General features: G+C 29.6%; 20 protein-coding genes and 1 riboswitch. Of the genes, 4 read left to right on the top strand and 16 right to left on the bottom strand.

What is annotated here, in order from left to right:
- Positions 1-141 precede the first annotated feature (141 nt).
- From thiE to glpK, 6 genes are all read right to left on the bottom strand, one after another.
- Complete coding sequence (gene thiE / locus KPL37_RS01390; RefSeq protein WP_216145453.1) at positions 142-765, bottom strand: thiamine phosphate synthase; 624 nt, start codon at positions 763-765, stop codon at positions 142-144.
- Positions 755-1,591, bottom strand: coding sequence for a hydroxyethylthiazole kinase (gene thiM / locus KPL37_RS01385; RefSeq protein WP_216145452.1), 837 nt, complete (start codon positions 1,589-1,591; stop codon positions 755-757). Before thiM ends, thiE begins: the two co-directional genes overlap by 11 nt.
- A complete protein-coding gene (cytX, locus tag KPL37_RS01380; protein WP_216145451.1) occupies positions 1,570-2,784 on the bottom strand; it encodes a putative hydroxymethylpyrimidine transporter CytX in 1,215 nt (404 codons plus the stop codon). The genes thiM and cytX overlap by 22 nt, the downstream gene beginning before the upstream one ends.
- Complete coding sequence (thiD, locus tag KPL37_RS01375) at positions 2,777-3,601, bottom strand: bifunctional hydroxymethylpyrimidine kinase/phosphomethylpyrimidine kinase (protein WP_216145450.1); 825 nt, start codon at positions 3,599-3,601, stop codon at positions 2,777-2,779. Before thiD ends, cytX begins: the two co-directional genes overlap by 8 nt.
- Before the next feature lie 17 nt (positions 3,602-3,618).
- Positions 3,619-4,122, bottom strand: coding sequence for an energy coupling factor transporter S component ThiW (gene thiW / locus KPL37_RS01370; protein WP_216145449.1), 504 nt, complete (start codon positions 4,120-4,122; stop codon positions 3,619-3,621).
- Positions 4,123-4,263: 141 nt separating this feature from the next.
- A riboswitch (TPP riboswitch) is annotated at positions 4,264-4,374 on the bottom strand.
- A 190-nt stretch (positions 4,375-4,564) separates the two neighbouring features.
- On the bottom strand, positions 4,565-6,055 hold the full coding sequence (gene glpK, locus KPL37_RS01365; RefSeq protein WP_216145448.1) for a glycerol kinase GlpK: 1,491 nt from the start codon (positions 6,053-6,055) through the stop codon (positions 4,565-4,567).
- 452 nt (positions 6,056-6,507) lie between these two features.
- Here glpK and KPL37_RS01360 point away from each other — a divergent pair, with 452 nt between their 5' ends.
- Positions 6,508-6,924: a hypothetical protein gene (locus KPL37_RS01360; RefSeq protein WP_246578084.1), complete on the top strand. Its 417-nt coding sequence runs from the start codon at positions 6,508-6,510 to the stop codon at positions 6,922-6,924.
- Positions 6,925-7,032: 108 nt separating this feature from the next.
- Here the strand turns inward: KPL37_RS01360 and KPL37_RS01355 are convergent, their stop codons facing one another.
- Positions 7,033-7,326 carry a hypothetical protein gene (locus tag KPL37_RS01355; RefSeq protein WP_216145447.1) on the bottom strand — a complete coding sequence of 98 codons (294 nt, stop codon included), beginning with the start codon at positions 7,324-7,326 and terminating at the stop codon, positions 7,033-7,035.
- A gap of 126 nt (positions 7,327-7,452) precedes the next feature.
- Positions 7,453-8,067, bottom strand: a complete 615-nt coding sequence (locus tag KPL37_RS01350) for a 50S ribosomal protein L25 (protein ID WP_216145446.1) — start codon at positions 8,065-8,067, stop codon at positions 7,453-7,455.
- A 547-nt stretch (positions 8,068-8,614) separates the two neighbouring features.
- On the opposite strand from KPL37_RS01350, the gene KPL37_RS01345 reads away from it, so the two are divergent.
- Positions 8,615-9,715, top strand: coding sequence for an AI-2E family transporter (locus KPL37_RS01345; protein ID WP_216145445.1), 1,101 nt, complete (start codon positions 8,615-8,617; stop codon positions 9,713-9,715).
- 47 nt (positions 9,716-9,762) lie between these two features.
- Here the strand turns inward: KPL37_RS01345 and KPL37_RS01340 are convergent, their stop codons facing one another.
- Positions 9,763-11,205: an MDR family MFS transporter gene (locus KPL37_RS01340; protein ID WP_216145444.1), complete on the bottom strand. Its 1,443-nt coding sequence runs from the start codon at positions 11,203-11,205 to the stop codon at positions 9,763-9,765.
- 113 nt (positions 11,206-11,318) lie between these two features.
- The gene (locus KPL37_RS01335; RefSeq protein ID WP_216145443.1) at positions 11,319-11,723 is read right to left on the bottom strand and encodes a mannose/fructose/sorbose PTS transporter subunit IIA; all 405 of its coding nucleotides are present in this window, start codon (positions 11,721-11,723) and stop codon (positions 11,319-11,321) included.
- 177 nt (positions 11,724-11,900) lie between these two features.
- Between KPL37_RS01335 and KPL37_RS01330 the strand changes: the two genes are divergently transcribed.
- Positions 11,901-12,068, top strand: a complete 168-nt coding sequence (locus KPL37_RS01330; protein ID WP_216145442.1) for a hypothetical protein — start codon at positions 11,901-11,903, stop codon at positions 12,066-12,068.
- Positions 12,069-12,110: 42 nt separating this feature from the next.
- Here KPL37_RS01330 and KPL37_RS01325 read toward each other — a convergent pair whose 3' ends face one another.
- The 3 genes from KPL37_RS01325 to KPL37_RS01315 all read right to left on the bottom strand — a co-directional run bounded on the left by KPL37_RS01325 (position 12,111) and on the right by KPL37_RS01315 (position 15,408).
- Positions 12,111-13,454, bottom strand: coding sequence for a GH1 family beta-glucosidase (locus KPL37_RS01325; RefSeq protein ID WP_216145440.1), 1,344 nt, complete (start codon positions 13,452-13,454; stop codon positions 12,111-12,113).
- Between the two features lie 379 nt (positions 13,455-13,833).
- On the bottom strand, positions 13,834-14,403 hold the full coding sequence (locus KPL37_RS01320) for a GNAT family N-acetyltransferase (RefSeq protein WP_216145439.1): 570 nt from the start codon (positions 14,401-14,403) through the stop codon (positions 13,834-13,836).
- Positions 14,404-14,499: 96 nt separating this feature from the next.
- The gene (locus KPL37_RS01315; protein ID WP_216145607.1) at positions 14,500-15,408 is read right to left on the bottom strand and encodes a DUF2156 domain-containing protein; all 909 of its coding nucleotides are present in this window, start codon (positions 15,406-15,408) and stop codon (positions 14,500-14,502) included.
- Between the two features lie 327 nt (positions 15,409-15,735).
- Here KPL37_RS01315 and KPL37_RS01310 point away from each other — a divergent pair, with 327 nt between their 5' ends.
- On the top strand, positions 15,736-16,980 hold the full coding sequence (locus KPL37_RS01310; RefSeq protein WP_216145438.1) for an HlyC/CorC family transporter: 1,245 nt from the start codon (positions 15,736-15,738) through the stop codon (positions 16,978-16,980).
- A gap of 73 nt (positions 16,981-17,053) precedes the next feature.
- Here KPL37_RS01310 and KPL37_RS01305 read toward each other — a convergent pair whose 3' ends face one another.
- The 3 genes from KPL37_RS01305 to KPL37_RS01295 all read right to left on the bottom strand — a co-directional run bounded on the left by KPL37_RS01305 (position 17,054) and on the right by KPL37_RS01295 (position 20,486).
- On the bottom strand, positions 17,054-18,160 hold the full coding sequence (locus KPL37_RS01305; RefSeq protein ID WP_216145437.1) for a DEAD/DEAH box helicase: 1,107 nt from the start codon (positions 18,158-18,160) through the stop codon (positions 17,054-17,056).
- Between the two features lie 468 nt (positions 18,161-18,628).
- Positions 18,629-19,327, bottom strand: coding sequence for an ABC transporter ATP-binding protein (locus KPL37_RS01300; protein WP_216145436.1), 699 nt, complete (start codon positions 19,325-19,327; stop codon positions 18,629-18,631).
- A complete protein-coding gene (locus tag KPL37_RS01295) occupies positions 19,320-20,486 on the bottom strand; it encodes an ABC transporter permease (protein WP_216145434.1) in 1,167 nt (388 codons plus the stop codon). Before KPL37_RS01295 ends, KPL37_RS01300 begins: the two co-directional genes overlap by 8 nt.
- Positions 20,487-20,720: the final 234 nt, after the last annotated feature.

Genomic DNA, 20,720 nt, shown 5'->3' with positions numbered 1-20,720 from the left:
TATACTTGTTATAATATATATATTATAGTATCTTTGTATTTTATTACATTAATTATATATAAAGACACAATATAAAATCCTAATAGATTATTAATCATATTAGGATTCATATATTTTGTTTTTACTTGATTTTAACTATTTTTATTTCATTGCTGCTACTAATTTCTCTGTTGCCTCTTTTATACATTTTTTTGCAAGGATATCTGAAATTACAGCGATTCCATCAATATTTGCTCCCTTTAATAAATCAACATTTTTATGTGTAATTCCACCAATAGCAACTACAGGAATGGAAATATTATCTTTAATTTCTTTTAAGCATGGCACTGAAACCGCACTTGCATCATCTTTAGTAGTTGTAGGAAACATTGCACCAACGCCTACATAATCTGCACCTTCTTTTTCTGCCTCTCGCGCTTCCTCAATCGTTGATATAGAAATTCCAACTATCTTATCATTTCCTATTATGCCCCTCGCAATGCTAGCCGGCATATCGCTTTGACCCAGATGAACCCCTGCAGCATCTATAGACAAAGCTATGTCTATTCTATCATTTATAATGAGTGGTACATTATATTTGTCAGTAACTGCTTTAACCTTGGATGCAATATTATAAAATTCTAAAGTGCTTATGTCTTTTTCTCTAAGTTGAACCAATGTAGTTCCACCTTTTATAGACTCCTCCACTGCAGTATATATATCAGTATCCACAAGCATCTCTCTATCTGTAAGAAGATAAATACTGTAATTAATTTTATTCTTCATTTATTTCACTCCTTTTATTTATTTCTATATCGCATAAATTATACATAGCGTCTATCATTTTCACTCTAAATGTTCCTGAACCCTCAATTTTTTTATCTAATCTTTCGTAGGCTGTTTCTCCAGCTATGCCCATTGAAACAACTCCTGCAAGAGCCGCTATTAAATTATTATCTCCTGCTCCTAAATAACAACCAATAACTGCAGTGCACATACAACCAGTACCTGTAACTCTGGACATCATTTTATGACCATTTGATGTAGCATAAAGAGTTTTTCCATCTGTTATAATGTCCACCTCGCCTGTTATAGCTACAACTGTATTAAATTTATCAGCAAAATTTCTTGCCATTGCTTTTGCCTTTGTAAATTCATTACTTCCAGCCACAAAACTCTCTGATGCATCTACACCTCTTGTTACAGTATCTATACCATATATTGATTTTATTTCGGATAAATTTCCTCTTATTACTGCAAGTTTTACTTCACTCATAATTTTTTTACAACTTTCATTTCTATAGCTTGTCGCTCCTACTCCCACAGGATCTAATATAACTGGTATATTTAATTCATTTGCTTTTTTTCCTGCCGCTATCATAGCCTCTATTGAACCAGTAGTTAGTATCCCAATATTTAAAACAAGCGAAGACGCAAGAGATACCATCTCGCGAACTTCATGAATATCCTCTGCCATAACTGGTGAACCACCTATAGCGAGTGTTATATTTGCACAATCATTTATAGTAACATTATTTGTTATCTGGTGAACCAGTGGGGTCTTTTCTCTTAAATCATCTAATAATTTAATTATTTTGTTGTTAATTTCCATTTTGACATCATCCTCCAGCTTATTAAATATATAAATCCTGTAATAACCATATCAGGCATTGTAGCTCCTAGTACTAAATCAAGTTTTATAAACCAATAATAAAGTATTATTCCTATAATCCACACAAAAATTGCTCCCCAGTTTACAAGTATATTAGAATGCACTTTTGTATTTTTCTTTATTATAAAATAATCAGTTATTAAAATAGCAAATAATGATGCAAATACTGACCCTATAGCATATAAAAAATTTTCATAGTTTTCCATAGGAATTATAATTGCCATAAGCGTTCCAATAACAGTCATAATAATACCAATCTTTTTTTCACCAAGTTTTGGCACTATATTTAGAAATGAAACTCCTGCAGAGTACACATCTAAGAATGTAGTAGTTACTGTGGATAACACTACTATTCCAAGAGCCGCTATCCCTAAATTAGCTGCAAGCATCATAACTGATGGATCTGAATTCTTTGAAACTATAGCCGCTCCAAGTCCTATAATAAACATCCATGAGCTTCCAAGGAAATACCCTATAAAGCTTCCACAGGCTCCTCCCTTTTCACTCTTTGCAAATCTAGTATAATCTGCAATTAATGGTAACCATGAAAGGGGCATAACTATACTAAGTTCTAATGCTCCCCCAAAAGAAATTCCACCAGTAGCAGCTTTTGTTAGAAGTGTTTTATCTTTAAATATTATTGATCCGAGCACCAATGTAAGTATAAAAAGTAACGATACAGCTGTAATATTTAATTTTTTCATACCTGCATTTCCAAAATAGAGCCACAATATTGTAAGTACACCTATAAGAACTATATATACTAAAACATTATTAAAGTTCCATAAGCTTTGTGATATTAAATTTACAGAACTCGCCGCTACCTTAATCATGATTGCAGTCCAACCTATTAGCTGAAGTATATTTAAAATTGAAAATAAATAAGTACTATATACTCCAAAAGAAATATTAGTTGAAGTCATTGCTGGCACTTTTTCCCTAGTTCCGATAATACCACCCAGTACTAATATTCCAGTTCCAATCAAGTGGCCTAGCAGTATTACTATTAGTCCTATTTTAAATCCTAAGGGTGCAATTAACCCTCCTGTCATTATTTCAGCAATAGATACCGCAGCCCCAAACCACAAAAATACAAAGGTCCAGAATCCTAATTTATCCTTATCCTTAATCATTAGCCATGCCCGCTTTTTTATATAATTCATAGAAATGATTTGTAGGTCCAACTCCATGTCCAATATCCAAAGAGTGTTCTATAGCAGTTGTTATATATTGTTTTGATTTTTTTATTGATTCCTTCATGCTAAAACCAAGTGCCAAATTTGCAGCAATAGCAGATGATAAAGTGCATCCCGTGCCATGAGTATTTTTTGTATTTATTCTCTCAGACGTAAAGTGCGTAATTTCCTCTCCATCGTAAAATACATCAACTGCCTCTCCCTTCATATGTCCACCTTTTAGAAGTATATTTTTGCATCCTAGCTTATACATTTCTTTCACTGCTGTTTCCATATCTTCTATAGTTTCTATGTCTGGAAACTCTAAATTCACCTCTCGAAGTATTTCTTCAGCTTCTGGTACATTCGGTGTAATAAGGGATGCTAGAGGTATAAGTTTTTTAATCAAAGCCGATTTTGACTCAGGCTTTAGCAGTGAATAACCACTTTTTGATATCATTACAGGATCAAGTACTATGTTTTTAGGCTTGTATAATTCTAATTTTTCACTTATTGCATCAATTGTAGAAATTTTAGACACCATACCAATTTTAACTGCATCTACAATTATATCTGTGAAAATAGCATCAATTTGCACCTTAATAATTTCTGCGTCTAGGTCCCTAACTTCAAAAACGCCCATTGTATTCTGCGCCGTTATGGCAGTAATGACGCTCATTGCATATACACCATTTGCGCTTAAGCTTTTTATATCCGCCTGAATACCTGCCCCTCCACAACTGTCAGAGCCTGCTATAGTTAAAACTTTTTTCATGTTATTTTCCTCCTACTTTATCCTTTTTTAACTTCTTTATTTAAATTAACAAACTTTTTTAAATCTATTACTCTAAGAATAAAAAATGCAATTAGACTTCCTCCAATAGTACTTATTAAAAATGGTGCTACAAAGAATAATGCACCCACTTTTTTTCCCATTATAATACTCGCAATAGGAAATGCTAATAATCCTCCAATGATTCCTGTTCCAAATATCTCTCCGACTACTGCGATCAGATTCATTTTAGTTTTCTTGTATAATATTCCAGCTAAAAGCACTCCGATCATGCTCCCAGGAAATGCCAAAAGCGAACCTGTTCCTAAAATATTTCTTAGTAAAGATATACAAAAGGCTATTGCTACGCCATATCCAGGACCTAATAATACAGCTGATATAACATTAATTGTAGCCTGCACCGGAAAGCATTTTGCTACTCCCACCGGTATAAATATGATATTACCGGCTATTACGCCGATAGCTATTAAAAGTGATGAAATAGTTAACTTTTTAGTCTTCATGCATTGACACTTCCTTCTCTTATATAATTAAAAAGGAATAAGCCCTAAATAAACTAGCGTAAATAGTGTGATGCATAACCAAAAAAACACAAATCCAAAGGATTCGTGTTAAATTAACGTGATATATAATAATTCATATATAATACACCAATAAACAACTTCCTACGCTGGCATTATCCAGTTCAGGTCATAGGGTCAAAGAATTTCGATTCTTGTTCTCAGTTGGCATATCCAACTCCCCTGTGCTCGGTTATTCTTTTTTATTTAATATATCTAATAATAACATAACAAGTAATTATAAACAATCCGTTTATTAAATTGCTAGCCTGCCATATTCAATTTATTATCATTAAACCATAAATCACCAACAGAATATTTTCACACTAAAAAAAGAGCTATTATAAAATAGCTCAATACAAAATCTTATCTATATATCTTATTTCTACTCAAGTCTTATTCCTGATCTCTTAACAGCAATATGCCATCCATGAAGTAGTTCTTTTCTATGCTGCTCTGTCATACTAGGTTTAAAACTTCTTGATATCGCCCAATGCTTTGCTACCTCTTCTTTACTCTTCCAATATCCTACTGCAAGACCAGCAAGGTAAGCAGCGCCAAGTGCTGTAGTTTCAGTTACTTCTGGTCTGTCTACTTGAACATTTAAAATATCTGATTGAAACTGCATTAAGAAATTGTTGTTACAAGCTCCTCCATCTACCTTAAGTTCAGTAAGTTTAATTCCAGAATCTTGTTGCATTGCTTTTAGTACATCATGTGTTTGGTATGCAAGAGCTTCAAGAGTTGCTCTTATTAAATGTGCCTTTTTTGATCCTCTTGTAAGTCCTACAATTGTTCCTCTTGCATAAGGATCCCAATACGGTGCCCCAAGTCCAACAAAAGCTGGGACTACATATACTCCATTTGTATCATCTACGGACATTGCGTATTCTTCGCAATCAGCAGCATTATCAATCATTTGAAGTTCATCTCTTAACCATTGTATAGCTGCTCCTGCTATAAATACGCTACCTTCAAGTGCATACTCTACTTTTCCATCTATTCCCCAAGCAATAGTAGTAAGTAATCCTTGTTTAGATTCAATTGCTTTCTCTCCCGTATTCATAAGCATAAAACATCCAGTACCATATGTGTTTTTAGCTGTTCCCGAATTATAACAGGTTTGTCCAAACAGTGCTGCTTGTTGGTCTCCAGCAGCTCCTGCTATAGGAATTTCTCCACCAAACAATGAACTATCCGTATGTCCATAAACACAACTTGATGGTTTAACTTCTGGAAGCATTGATTTTGGTATATTTAATGTTTCAAGTAATTCATCATCCCATTTAAGTTCATGGATGTTAAAGAGCATTGTTCTTGATGCATTTGAATAGTCTGTTACGTATGTTTTTCCTCCAGTTAAATTCCAAATTAGCCATGTATCAATGTTCCCAAATAATAAATTTCCTGCCTCGGCTTTAGCTCTAGCACCTTCTACATTATCTAATATCCATTTTATTTTTGTTCCAGAAAAATACGCATCTAAAATTAATCCAGTTTTAGCTCTAACTACTTTATCAAAGCCTTTTTCCGTTAATTCATCACAATACTCCGCTGTCCTTCTACATTGCCATACAATTGCATTATATACTGGAACGCCTGTCCTTTTATCCCAAACTACAGTAGTTTCTCTTTGATTAGTAATACCTATTGCTGCTATGTCTAAATGACTAGCATTAACCTTAGCCATTGCCTCAGTTACAACACTAATCTGACTTGACCATATTTCCATTGGATCATGTTCTACCCACGCTGCTTTTGGAAATATCTGAGTAAATTCCTTTTGGGCTGACGTTACAATAAGCCCCTTTTCATTGAATAGAATACATCTTGAACTTGTTGTTCCTTGATCAAGTGCCATTATATATTTAGCCATATTAGCAAAACTCCCTTTTTAATTAGTCTTATTGAACCGTTTACAAATTAATACACAAAAAAAACGCCAAAATAAAGCATAATACTTTATAATAACGCGGCTCATTATCTCTGCCAAATATCATATATCATATATCATATATCATTAATTAAAGTATAACTTATTATTATAGTTTTTGCAATATTAGATAAAAAATTCACAATTTTTCTTTGTTTTTATAAATGATACGTCCATTAATGCAACATATTGTATAATTAGAAATATAACAGTATTTTTTTTAATATTAATTAATATTTCTAATAATTTATTTTAATATATTAGTAACATTTTATGAGATAGAAAAAAAACATAAGGTTTATTAATAATTTCATCTATATTTTATAAAAAAGTGGGTATCCTATATAATGCACTGAATATGCACAGTGTAATTTTTATTTTGAAAGGAGATTTTTATGGATAAGTATAGTTTAGAAGAAACAAAAAAATTAAATAATCAATCAGCTACAAACGGAGGTTCAAACGCTACATCAAATGCTGGTATGACTAACAGTACTAATGATGCCAATTTACAAGAGACAATACAATTAAATAATCAATCAGCTTCAAATAAAGGAAATAGCAATGCATCAAATTCTAATATGTCAGGTATGTCTAATATGTCAGACGTTTATAATATGTCTAGTAGTACCAGCGAAGCTTCTATAGACGAAACAAAAAAACTGAATGCCCAATCAGTTTCTAATAAAGGTACTAGTGGTTATTCAAATGCTGACATGTCTAATATGTCTAGTAGAACTAGTGACTCTATTTTAGAAGAAACAAAAAAACTAAATGCTCAATCAGTTTCAAATAAAGGAACTAGTAAATAATATCATATTTATTTGTTACTTATTTAACTATGTTTAAAATAAATATGTACTAACACCTTTTTTGGGGGAGTCAAATTAATTTTGGCTTCCCTTACTATATTATCTTAACTAATTTTCTTCTTCTATATAAGTAACATTACCATCGAAAATATAAGTCAAAGAAGTTTTTGTACCTTCTAGTGCATACATCATTTTTTCTATAACAATTTGCTCTTCCTTATTTGTCGTTATAGAAAGTTTATCTTCTTCATGAACTTCAGATTTAAGTTCAAATTCATATATAAAATCATTAATTAGTCTTACCCACTCAGCTGTGTCATTAGTTCCTATATTTTCTTTTTTTCCGAACTCTTTTAGTGTTCTATCTAATTGTTTTTTTGAATATCTCAATATATTTGCCATTCTTTTGCCTCCTACCTATAACTGCGCTTAAAACTTTTTTTGTTTTGGACCTGAATTTATCCAAAACAACATAAAAGGATGAACTTTTATGGTTCATCCTTTTATTATTGAATAATTTCTATTTTATTATGCCTTAACTTCTGGTTCAGCAGCAGCTGCTTCAGGAGTTGCAACTACTTCCTCAACTTCTTCAACCTCTTCCTTCATTTGTGTTATAGATGCGTAAACTTCATCTTCTTTATCAGTAACTTTTATTTCTTTATTTAAATCAAAATTCTTTATTGTAATTGACTCTCCAAGTACCATTTGTGATACATCAATACTTAATGCATCTGGCATTATAGCCATCTTACCAAAAACATCTATTTCTGGTTTTTGAATTTGTAATTGAAGACGTTGTGAGCTTAAATTCTCTTCACCCTTATAAGCAATAGGCAATTGTAATTTAATTTCATGATCTTTAGATACAAGTTGCACGTCTATGTGTGTGATTTTAGCAGTTACTGGATGTCTTTGGATTTCTTTTATAAATCCAGTTTTTTCTTCTTCTCCGTATTTAACTACTACCTTTGCATTAGAACCATGTTTTCCAAGAATTTTTCTTAATGGTACTAATTCAAATTTTACAGAAGTTGCATCTGTAGTACCATCACCATACATTACTCCTGCAATAAAACCTTCTTCATTAAATCTTTTATTGCTTGCAGTTCTTTCAAGTGCATTCAAAATAACCTGTTCCATAATAATTCGCTCCTCTTGGCTTATAAAGCCTTTCTGTTTATTATTTTATATACATATGTTACCAATAATAATTTACAATAATATTTGTGTTAAACTTTAAAATGACGTGATTTATTTAACTAACAGTACCTAAAAATTTAATATATGTAATTGTAAACATTAAAAGACAACATAAATACTCTGCTGCCTTCGTAAATACATTTGTTGAATTTTTATATTGTACATATCATTTATACAAATAAATAAAAAAAAACCAGCATCACTACCCAAAAGGTAACATTAGTAATTAAAACATAATTATATTATAGCACATTATATCATATATTAGCAACAGAAGTTGTCCTTGACTCTTCTATGTTTTTCAGTATTATTATAAACTAATTTTCTTACTAAATCAATTAAAAATGGATATAATTAAAGTTTTTTAAGAATGATATAATTAAATAAGTTAATTTCTTAATTTAAGTTGCTAAAATACATAATATATCCATATGATTGTTATATACTGTTATACTTATACATATAAATGTTGATTGGAGGAATTACAGTGATAAAATATAAAAAAATACCTTATATAGAGTTTGTTCCCATCATTATAATTACTTTTCTTATTTACAGAATAGTAAATAATATTGAAAACGTGGGTTCTATACTCCATAAGATTTTTTCATTAATGAGTTATTTCATCTGGGGATTCGTTATAGCTTATTTACTTAATCCACTTATGGTTTTCCTTGAGAAAAAAACGAAAATAAAAAGGATTTATAGTATAAGTATAATTTATACACTTTTTGTAGGCATTATAATTTTAATAACAACTCTACTTGCCCCTAATATTATTAACAGTGCTGTAGATTTATTTAATAATATCCCTAAATTTGCAGATAAATCATATAAATTATCTGCTACTTTTATATCTCAAAATGAGTTATTAAACAAATTTGATATTACCTCCTATTTAAATAAATACCTTAATACCTTTAATAATGATATATCCAAATATTTTGCCCCAGGTTTACAGCTTGTTCTTGATAACTTAATGGGTTTAAGTTCTTTATTTATGAAATTAATGTCCGGTATAGTAATATCCGTTTATTTTTTAATAGATAAAGAATCTATTATTTTATATCTTGAAAAATTTATTTATTCTATTTCAAGTGAACACATTGCCATTACTATAATTGATTTTTTAAACATAGTTAATACCATATTTAAAAAGTATTTCGTTGGTAAAATAATTGACTCTATTGTTTTTGGAATTATAACATTTATCGGATTTATTATATTAGATATACCTTATGCTTTACCTTTTAGCTTAGTAATTGCAATAACAAATATGATTCCATACTTTGGAAATATTATAGGAATGGCTCCTGCTGTTATAATAACAATATTCTTTAATCCAATTAAATCTGTAGAAATAGTATTATTTATTGTTACTCTTAGTAATATCGATGGCTGGTTCATTTCTCCAAAAATTATTGGTGATAAAGTCGGGCTTAGTCCTCTACTTATAATCCTTGGAATAGTACTTGGAGGAGGGTTATTTGGAATTATAGGAATGTTACTTGGCGTTCCTGCTATGGCATTAATTATGACTCTACTAGAGAATTTCATGAATAAACAAACTAAAAACAAGCAAACTTAATAATACACTTGTGAAGCAAAACACTTCACAAATATCAATTAGTTAACTTATTGCTTACATGCATTATTTTTTAATTTTGAATCAAATGTAAAAGAAAGTACAAGTGACACTATTGCAATTATAATAAATGCTATAAATACCTCATGAAGCCCTGAATTTAAAGATAACTTTACTTGAAGCTTACTTACAATATTACTCGAAATTGCAGTAGAATATAAATTGTTTGGCTGTATGCCACTTATGCCTATATTATTAAAATATTTAACTATACACCCGTTTAATATGATTCCAAAAATACTTACTGCAATAGTTTGTCCAAGGGTTCGCACTAGAGCATTTACTGCTGTCGCTGCCCCCCTTTTATTATATCCTACAGACTCTTGTACCACTATTGTTAATGTTGTAAATGCTCCTCCAAAACCAAATCCCATTATAAATCCATAAATTACAACTAATAGTAATGGAGATTCAATACTTAAAGTAGATAAAAATAGGCAACTAATAAGTAAAATAAGATTAGCTATTCCAATTACCATTTTTTTACCATATTTAGGAATAGCTTTAGTCAAAACAAATGACGATAAAAGCCATGCAATAGACATCGGTGCCATAGATATTCCAGAAATTGTTGGTCCAAACCCCAAAACGTTTTGCATATATAAAGGCATATAAACATCAGCACCTATTAAAATACCTGATGCTAAAAAGCTTATAGCATTTACTATATTGCTGGTTTTTGTAAAAATATCAAATGGTATAATAGGTTCCTGCGCTTTTTTTTCTACATAATAGAATAAAATTAATAAAACAATTGTAACAACTATTGAAATTAAAGTATTTATTTTACTACCAGTTAAACTACCCAGTAAAAATGTTATAATTGCTAAGGAAAATAGTAATGTACCTACATAATCTATTTTATGTTTCTTCCTTTCAACAGTTTCACTTAAGTTCTTTTGCAAAAGTACTATAGATATTATCCCAAAAGGTACGTTTATAAAAAAAATCCAGTTCCAAGAAATATTTTCTATTAGAAATCCTCCTAAAAAAGGTCCAGCTAAACTTGCTATTCCCCATACTGTACTTATCCAACCTTGAACTTTCGTGCTTTCTTTAGCAGTAAAAATATCACCCACTATAGTATAAGTAACAGTAAATATCGCTCCCGCCCCCAGTCCTTGAACTGCACGATATGCTATAAGTTGATACATACTTTCTGATATACCACAAAGACAGCTTCCGACTATAAAAATTGTAATTCCAATTGATAGAATATTTTTTCTTCCATATAAATCAGATAACTTTCCGTATATAGGTGTAGAAATTGCAGATGTCAATAAATATGCTGAAAAAACCCAACTTATAAGTTCAAATCCATTTAAATCTTTAACTATAGTGGGTATTGCTGTAGTTACAACTGTACCCTCCACAGCTGCAAGAAACATTGCCACCATTAGCGCAATTACTATACCTCTATTTTTAGATTTCATTACTTGTGTCACTTCCCTTATTATGATAATTATCCTCAATATTTAATCTAAAATAAAGGACAAATACCATTTTACCATCAATACATAAACATTTGTATACAAATTACGACATCTTATATATTTTTCAAAATTTCTTTTAACGATTTTATTCCCGTCTGACCAGTACTTATTGCTATTCGAGCAAGTTCATCTACAGTTGAATCTTCTCTAGCTGAAAACACCGCAAGTAACATAGGAAGATTTATTCCAGTTATAATATGCATATTTTCTTCTTTTGCTGCTATCCTACTAGCTGCATTGAAAGGGCTACCACCAAACAAATCTACCATAAAAAGAACACCTGCTTCGCACTGCAAAGACTTTATTGCATCCTCATATTTTTTCATCAAATCATTTGCTCCTTCTCCTGGCAAGTAAGTTATTGTAGCAACGTTTTCTTGCTTTTCTAAAATCATTTCTGTTGATTTTAATATTTCTTCGGAAAACTTACCATGGGTTCCGAGTATTGTAGCTATCATCAATTAGCCCCCCAACTCAAGTATTCAATACTTTATTTATATGTATTTATATGTCAAAATATATATAGTATTTTAATTTACACTTCAATAAATTATATGTTTATATTTTATACTAAAATGGGTAAACTATGTGTAACGTATGTTAAATATAGTTTTTAATTTGAAAGGTGGGTACTTATGAATAAAAAAAATTCTAAAAACAAAGAGAAATTATACAATAAATTAGATAATAATAATTTTTCGAATTTTCCTATAAACAGCAGTTTGATAAACATACCTATTATACCTAACATGGTCAATATTAATAACAATATTCCTCAGGAAGAAACAAAATATAAAAAATAATCTTAATAATAATCAAGGCAGGTATATCTGCCTTAATTATTATTAATCAACTTCTAAACTACGAACCTTGATAAAGTTTTTATACCAAATTGCACTATCTTTCATTATTCTTTCTTGCGTATTATAATTTACGTATACCATTCCAAAACGTTTTGAATATCCATATGCCCATTCAAAATTATCCATGAAAGACCATAAATAATACCCTTTTAGGTTTCCACCTTCCTTAATAAATTCTTGCATAACTTGAATATGTGCTTTAATAAAGTTTATTCTATCTATATCATGAACCTTATTATCTTCTGTAACTACATCATCATAAGCAGCACCATTTTCAGTAATATACAATGGAAGTTTTGTATATTCTTCCTTAATTCTTGTAAGTAAGTCACGCATTGACTCTGGGCTATTCTCCCATCCCATTGCAGTTTTTTCTTTTTCACCATCTACTCCTCCAAATTTCAACTGCGAATGTTCATCATATTGTACTATACTTCTAGTGTAATAATTTATTCCTAAAAAGTCCATATCAGTAGCTATAATATTTAAATCTCCATCAACAATAAAATCTAGTACTCCTACCTCTTTTTCATATAGATCAACCATGTCTTTTGGATAATGTCCTTTAAGCAATGGATCTAAAAACCATCTATTAGTATATCCATCACTAATTTTTGCAGCCATTACATCTTCCTGCTTATTTGACACTGCATACGTTGGTGATAAATTTAAAGTGATTCCTATACTACTATTTTCTAATTTAAACTTTCTAAATTCCCTTACTACAATACCATGAGATACTAATAAATGGTGAGCTACTATTAATGCCTTTTTTAAGTCTTTATTTCCTGGTGCATGTATTCCTAAATAATTTCCAAGTATAGATGCACAAAAAGGTTCATTATGTGTTATCCACATAGACACATCCTGTCCAAATTCTTTAAACACCTTTGTACAATAATCCTTAAACCAATATATGCACTCCCTATTTTCCCATCCCCCTAAATCCTGAGCCCATTGTGGCAAATCCCAATGATATAAGGTAACAGCCGGAGTGATTTTTTTATCTTTTAATTCCTTAATTAAATTTTTATAAAATTTTATGCCCTCTGGGTTAAACTTATCCTTATACGGAAATATTCTAGACCAAGAAATAGAAAATCTATAGGAATCTACGCCTATTTCATCTAAAATTTTCACATCTTCTTTACTTCTATGATAATGATCACAAGCTATATCACCAGTATGCCCCATAAAAACGTTCTCTTCTTTTTTTGAAAAAGTATCCCAAATCGATGGCATTCTTCCACCATCACTCGCTCCTCCTTCTATTTGGTATGATGCTGTAGCCGTTCCAAATATAAAATCATCCTTGAACTTATTCATTTTAATGCCTCCTATGCTAATATTTATATATTTTAACATCATTTTATCATATTACCATACCTGTAGTTTCTTTAGTTTTAATTTATAACTATTAAGCATAATTATAACCTTTTAATTTAGCATCTATGTTTTTATCCAGTGGCTCAAAGAACTCTGGTAAGTCTGAATTTACAACTCCATTTGTTTTAGGCACCTATTAAGTTTTTTTACAATTTTTCTATAACTTTACGATAAAAGTTAAAAAAAACATAACCCAAACTTTTAGTTTGAGCTATAAAATATATTTCTTTTATTCTTCTGTATATAAGATTTTTAGTTTATAGGAAATGTACTAGATAAAATAATTTAATTTATCCTCTCTATTTATATATTATATTTATTATTTATTTGAGATTTCTTCCCATTCAGGTCTTAGTAACCCATATAAATACATATCATACCTTTTACCATCTCTATGAATAAATTCTCTATAGACCCCTTCTCTTTTAAATCCTAATTTCTCATATAGTTTTATTGCGGGTTCATTATATTCAAGCACAGTAAGATATATTCGATGAAAATTCAGCTCCTCAAACCCAAATTCTATAGTTAATTTAAGAGCTTCCTTTCCATACCCCTGTCCCCTATTTTCACTCTCACCAAGTCCTATGTATATTAAAGAAGTACCATTGTTCCAAGAAATATTTTCAAATCCCGTTACTCCAATTATTTTTTGCGACTCAAGTATTTTAACAGCAAAAATATAAGCTGTATTGCACTTACTTATATCATTAATTGTCTCGAGTATATCTTCAATATTTTTAGGAGTTGCACTTACTATATCATAATTACGCATGAATGATACATCATTGTGCCATTTTTGAATTTCCGGCATGTCTCCTTCATTTATAGACGTAAGATTTACTTTTTCCCCAATCAAAAGATTCTTCATTATTTCACCTTTCCTCATTTTTATTTTATATATAACCACATGACTTTTCAAAAAACTAGACTAGCTGATCGCTAGTCTAGTTTTTTAATCACTTATTAAAGTACTCTATTTTAACTATAATACATTACTATAACTAAGAATATATTTTTTCTCTAATTTAAATGGATGATATGATAATTTAGATTTTCTAAGACCTTCTATTCCAAGGTCTTGTTCTCTATTAATTATTTTAACATCATTAAAACTTCTATCAACAAATGCCTTGTTAATAAAGCTATACACACCACTATAAGTAGTATCTGCTTTTTCTATATGAATTACTGCTAAATCATCATTCAATTTTTCCCCTAAACTAAAAGCTACTATTTTATCATCTACATAAACAGCTATACCCTTAGTGTTTACAATTTCCATATTCGCAAGGATATCTTTTATTCCCTGAAGTTCAAAATTAAGCATACGATCCTTATTATTTAGCTCATACCATTTTTCTGCAGCAACCACGACATCTTTTATTACCTGTGCATCCTTAATGTCTTTAACTTCATAATTATAATTCTTTATAAATGAATTATAATGGTTCTTTTTACCATGAAGTTTCTTACCAGAAAGTTTTATAAGTTTTTCAGCTTCATATAAATAATCAAAGTTATCTCTATCCTCTTTAATACAGATACCCTTGGCATCACCATATATATTTTTTATCTCTTCCATAAACTCTTCATCAATATCTTTAAATACAAATTCCATATTATTTTCTTTTTTATAATCAATTAATGCATCTATTAACTCTTTAAGCTTTTCCTTGTTATATCCCAAAGGTTGCATAAAATAGTATCTTCCCTCAAAATCCATTTTCTTTATTATTAAAGAATCTTTATAAATAGTAAAACAAATATCACAAGCCTCTCTCCATATATATAAAGTTGTAAAAGAATATTCACAACTCAAAAATTTATATGGATAAATATACTTTTCAAATATTTCCTTATCTTCAATCGTAAGTCTTTTAAAAATCATAATCTCAACCTTTCCACTTAGTGTAAACCATAAATGTCATCATCTTTGTCTATTCTTATATTATTTTAGACTGTAAACTCATTTTTTGCAAGTAGATACTTTTAAGAACTTTAGTTCCCAAAAGGATACCTTCTGTTTTAATTACCTATATATATTTATATTAACCATATTTTAAAATATGATTACTTATTTTTCTTACAATTATTACGTTATTATATAGTATAACGATATGATACCATATTGATACATATAAAACATAAAAATTTTTATTTTCTTTAATTTTATGATATAATTTTCTTATGTTAATTCTTAAGGAGCGTGAACTATATTATGGTCCCCGATGGTACATTCCAAATTATATGTTTAGTAATTTTATTATTATGTTCAGCCTTTTTCTCTGCTTCTGAAACTGCATTAATGACCTTAAGTAAAATAAGATTGAGGAATATGGTAGAATCAAAAATAAAAGGTGCTAACATAATTAATAAACTACTTGAAAATCCGAGTAAACTTTTAGGTGGTATTTTAGTAGGAAATAACATAGCTAATATTGGAGCTTCTGCGCTAGCAACCTCTCTCGCAATTACATATTTTAAAGACTCGGGAGTTGCTATTGCAACTATTACAATGACAATTCTTGTATTAATTTTTGCAGAAATAACACCAAAATCATTAGCCGCACAAAACTCTGAAAAAATTGCTTTAAAAATTGCTAACCCATTAAGCGTAATTACTTTCATTTTAAATCCACTTGTCACAGTACTAATTTATATTACAGATTCAATAATAAAAGTCCTTGGTGGTGAAGTTAATAAAAGAAGACCTTTTATTACTGAAGAAGAATTAAAAACTATGGTTAGTGTAAGTCATGAAGAAGGAGTTCTTGAAGGCGAAGAAAAACAAATGATTTATAATGTATTTGATTTTAGAGATTCACAAGCAAAGGATGTTATGACTCCAAGAACCGATATGATTGTAGCTAACTCAAATTCGACTTACGCGGAACTTATAAATATTTTTCGGCAAGAACAGTTTTCAAGACTTCCAATATATGAAGATACTGTTGATAATATTATTGGAGTTTTATATATTAAAGATTTGATTTTCTTTGAAAATGGAAAGGATGAATTTAAAATAGAAAAACATATGCGAAGTCCCTACTTTACATACGAATTTAAAAGTACCGCCGATTTATTTGCAGATATGCGTTTAAAACGAGTTCCTATATCAATTATCCTCGACGAATATGGCGGTACTGCTGGAATTGTTACATTTGAAGATTTAGTAGAAGAAATTGTTGGAGATATAGACGATGAATACGACGATGATATAGACCAAATACAAGTTATCAAAGAAGATGAATTTATTGTAGCTGGTGATACTAAAATAAGTATGGTTAATGAGATGATAGGATTAAACATTGAATCAGATGATTTTGACTCCATTGGAGGCTTTGTTACAGGTTTACTTGGTCGGCTTCCAAAAACAGGTGAAACAATAAATTATAATGATACAAAATTTATTGTGCAAGATATAAATAAAAATCGTATAATAAAATTAAAAGTTATAACTTAAATAGAACACCTAAAGTTAATTATTCACTTTAACTTTAGGTGTTCTACTATACTATCTACTATTTAATCATTCACTACAATATTTTTCTTGGAATTGGACTTTTCAATTTCTTTTCTATTGCATCTAAAAGGAATTTGTCCTTTGGTGCTGAAAATAAATATGTATATCCATCCTCACCAGCTCGCCCAGTTCTTCCAATACGATGTATATAACTCTCAGCAGTTTCTGGCATATCATAATTATACACATGATCTACTCCATTTATATCAAGGCCCCTAGCAGCAACATCTGTCGCAATCAAATACTGAATATCACATTTTTTAAAGTCTCTCATTATTTTTTCTCTCTTTGCTTGTGTTATATCAGAATGTAGTTTTTTGCAATTATACCCTTTTTTATAAAGAGCTACTTCTAGATCATCAACTCTTCTTTTCGTTCTACAAAATATAATAGCCATAAATGGATTGTCCTCATCTATTACCTTACATAAATCTTCTTGTTTTTTTCTATCTGTAGTCTCTATTAAAAATTGCTTAATATTCTTAAGCGTCGCTTCTTCTTTTTTAATAATTACTTCTATAGGGTCATTCATATACTTATACGCCATTTTTTTCACAGCTGAGCTCATAGTTGCTGAGAAACATAAAGTCTGCCTATTTTTAGGCGTCGCCATTAAAATATTCTCAATGTCATTTTTAAATCCCATAAGAAGCATTTGGTCTGCCTCATCTAGTACTACAGTCTTAAGTTTATCAAGTTTTATCGTACCACGCCTAAGATGGTCTAGTAGTCTTCCTGGCGTTGCAATTACAAGATGAATATTTCCTTTTAGTTTTTTCAGTTGTGCACCAATATCCTTACCACCATAAGCAGCTAAAATATTTAACTTTTTAATTCCGTCGATCTTCTTTGCTTCCTCAGTAATCTGAATAGCAAGTTCCCTTGTAGGTGTCACTATCAATCCTTGAATTGTATCAATATCTTCTGACATATTATCAAACATTGGTAGTAAAAATGCAAGTGTCTTTCCAGTACCTGTTTGTGCCTCTGCTATAACATCCCTGCCAGCCTTTATTAATGGTATACTTTTTTCTTGAACTGGTGTTGGCTCAGTTATTCCTTGAATTTTAATCATACTTAAAATATCATCATTAAGCCCTAATTTTTTAAACTTTATCATTTTTATTTACCTTTCTATTTCAAAATTATTTTATTGTTTTTTTATATAAACCAATTAATTATAACAGACATTAATTATAATAAAAAGGATTATAAAAAAACATTTTATATTTACAATGTTTTAATAGTAAAATGCATACTTTACTATTTTATACATAATGCTATACTTATGTACAAATAATCTATAGACGGCGGGCTTATCACTTCACCTTTAATGGCAGAAGAAATATTAAACAATAAAAGGTACGACTTGGTATATTTAGGAAGATAACTTTCAAGAAATCCTTATTGGACATTTTCAGCCGTTAATCAATTAGGAGATGCTATTAATTGGCCTGTCCAATATGAACGAAGCAATAAAGTAAATAAAAATGGATTTTAAGATGAAAAACTGAATTTAAGACAAATCGCTAATTTTTTTGAATATACTACGAATTTTTAACTATCATTTTATATAATAAAATAAGTTTTAAAATTTATTTTCAATATTGGTATCCGTATTAATTTTTCCATCTTTGATTTCAATTATTCTATCAGTTTTTTCAGCTATCCTTTGGTCATGTGTAATAATTACAAATGTAGTATTAAGTTTCTTGTTAATATCCCTTAGTATATTGTAAACATTCTCTGTTCCCTCCGAATCTAAGTTCCCAGTAGGTTCATCTGCAAGTATTATCTTAGGGTTATTAATTAAAGCTCTAGCAATAGCAGTTCTTTGCTGTTGTCCTCCAGACATATTAGATGCCAAATTATCCTTCACTTTATAAATTCCTACCATATTCATAAGTTCCTTAGCTCTTTCTATAATTTCTTTTGGTGGCTTTGGATTATTCATCATATATGGGATAAGCACATTCTCTATGGCAGTAAATTCTGGTAACAAATAATGAAATTGAAATATAAATCCCATAGTTTTATTTCGGAGCGCAGCTAAAGCATTTTTATTCATGCTATCAGTTCTTTGGTTATTTATATAAACCTCTCCGCTAGTCGGTTTATCTAATGTTCCTATAATATTTAATAAAGTAGTTTTGCCACTTCCTGATTGTCCTATAATTGAATTAAAAGACCCTTCTTCAAAACTTAAGTTTGCATCAAACAAAACTTGAGTCTTAACAGCAGCTCCATAAATTTTGTTTACATTTTTTAATGTAATAATATTAGCCATTCTTAATCACCTCAATTGGTTCTAATTTTGATGAGTTTCTTGCTGGTATAAACGCAGCTATAGATGCCGAAAGCACTGCTATCACCCCTGATATTGCAATAAATTTATAGTCTAAATAAAGTGCTATTATTGGTGTTCCATCAGGATTCAATGCAAACCTCGTAAAACCTACCATAAGCGTTATTCCAAGTGTTATTCCGAGTATCGCCCCAGCTACTCCTAGTAAAATACCTTCATACAAGAAAATTTTACTAGCATCTCTATCTTTTATGCCTATAGCTTTAAGAATTCCAATTTGTTTAGATTTCTGAACAACCGTTACTGCAAGCACACTTGCTATTCCAAGAGTTACAGAAATAAGTACAAATACCTGTATCATTAAACTAGAGACACTTTGCCCATTAAGTCCGCCAAGTAATTCTTCATTTTGGTCTTTCCAATTTTCAACTTTTATATTTTTATCAGACAATTTTGCTTCTATTTTTGTTGCAATTTCATCTGCCTTAAAAACATCTTTTGAATTCAACTGCATTTCTATAGAAGTTATCTTATTTTCAAAACCAAATATATCCTGTGAAGTTTTAAAGCTTGTTATAACCCATGATTTATTTATATTTGCTACTTTCAAATCATAAAACCCAGTTACTATAGCCTCCTTACTTTTTCCATTTGGAGTAACTAAATAAATTTTGTCTTTTAGTTTTAAATTTAAATTCTCTTGTAAGTTCTTTCCTATTATTACTTCATATGGATTCTTTGGAATATTACCCTTATATATTTTAGATTTTATATTATACAATTCCTTATTATTCGCTAGATTCAAACCTCTTATAATTATTGGATCAGTTTTATCACTATATTTGATAAATGCAGGTGAATCAGCAGCAGGTGATACCCTTTCTATCCTACTATCCGTCTCTTTTACTTTCGTTATTTTTTGTTCCCAATTTTCTATTGTTTTGTCATCTTTATTAGATGATATAGTTATTTGAGAAGAATTTCCTATAGTTTTATCTATTAGACTTTTTTGAAGTCCTTGTATAAGTGAACCTATAAAAATTTGCACTGAAACACCAATAGCTATACCTATAATTATTAGAAATGTTTGTCCTTTACTAGACTTTAAAAATCGTACAGCAATTTTAAATGATAAGTTCATTTTCTTTTCTCCTCTTTTGAATTTTCAAATTATAAATTTTATACTTTATTATCAATATAATTATAAAACTACATTTTATATTGTTTTTTTTAAATTTAACATGTTAATTAATAAAATTTTATAATATATTTAACCACATAATATTTTCAGTTATATGATAATCATAATTACATAATACTATATATTTTCTATTTTCTATTTTGTAAATAAACTTCATTATAAAATAGCAGTCAT

It is taken from the genome of Clostridium frigoris (genome assembly GCF_018861865.1).
Classification (GTDB): Bacteria; Bacillota; Clostridia; order Clostridiales; family Clostridiaceae; genus Clostridium_AD; species Clostridium_AD frigoris.
This window is presented reverse-complemented; position numbering and strand designations above follow the sequence as displayed.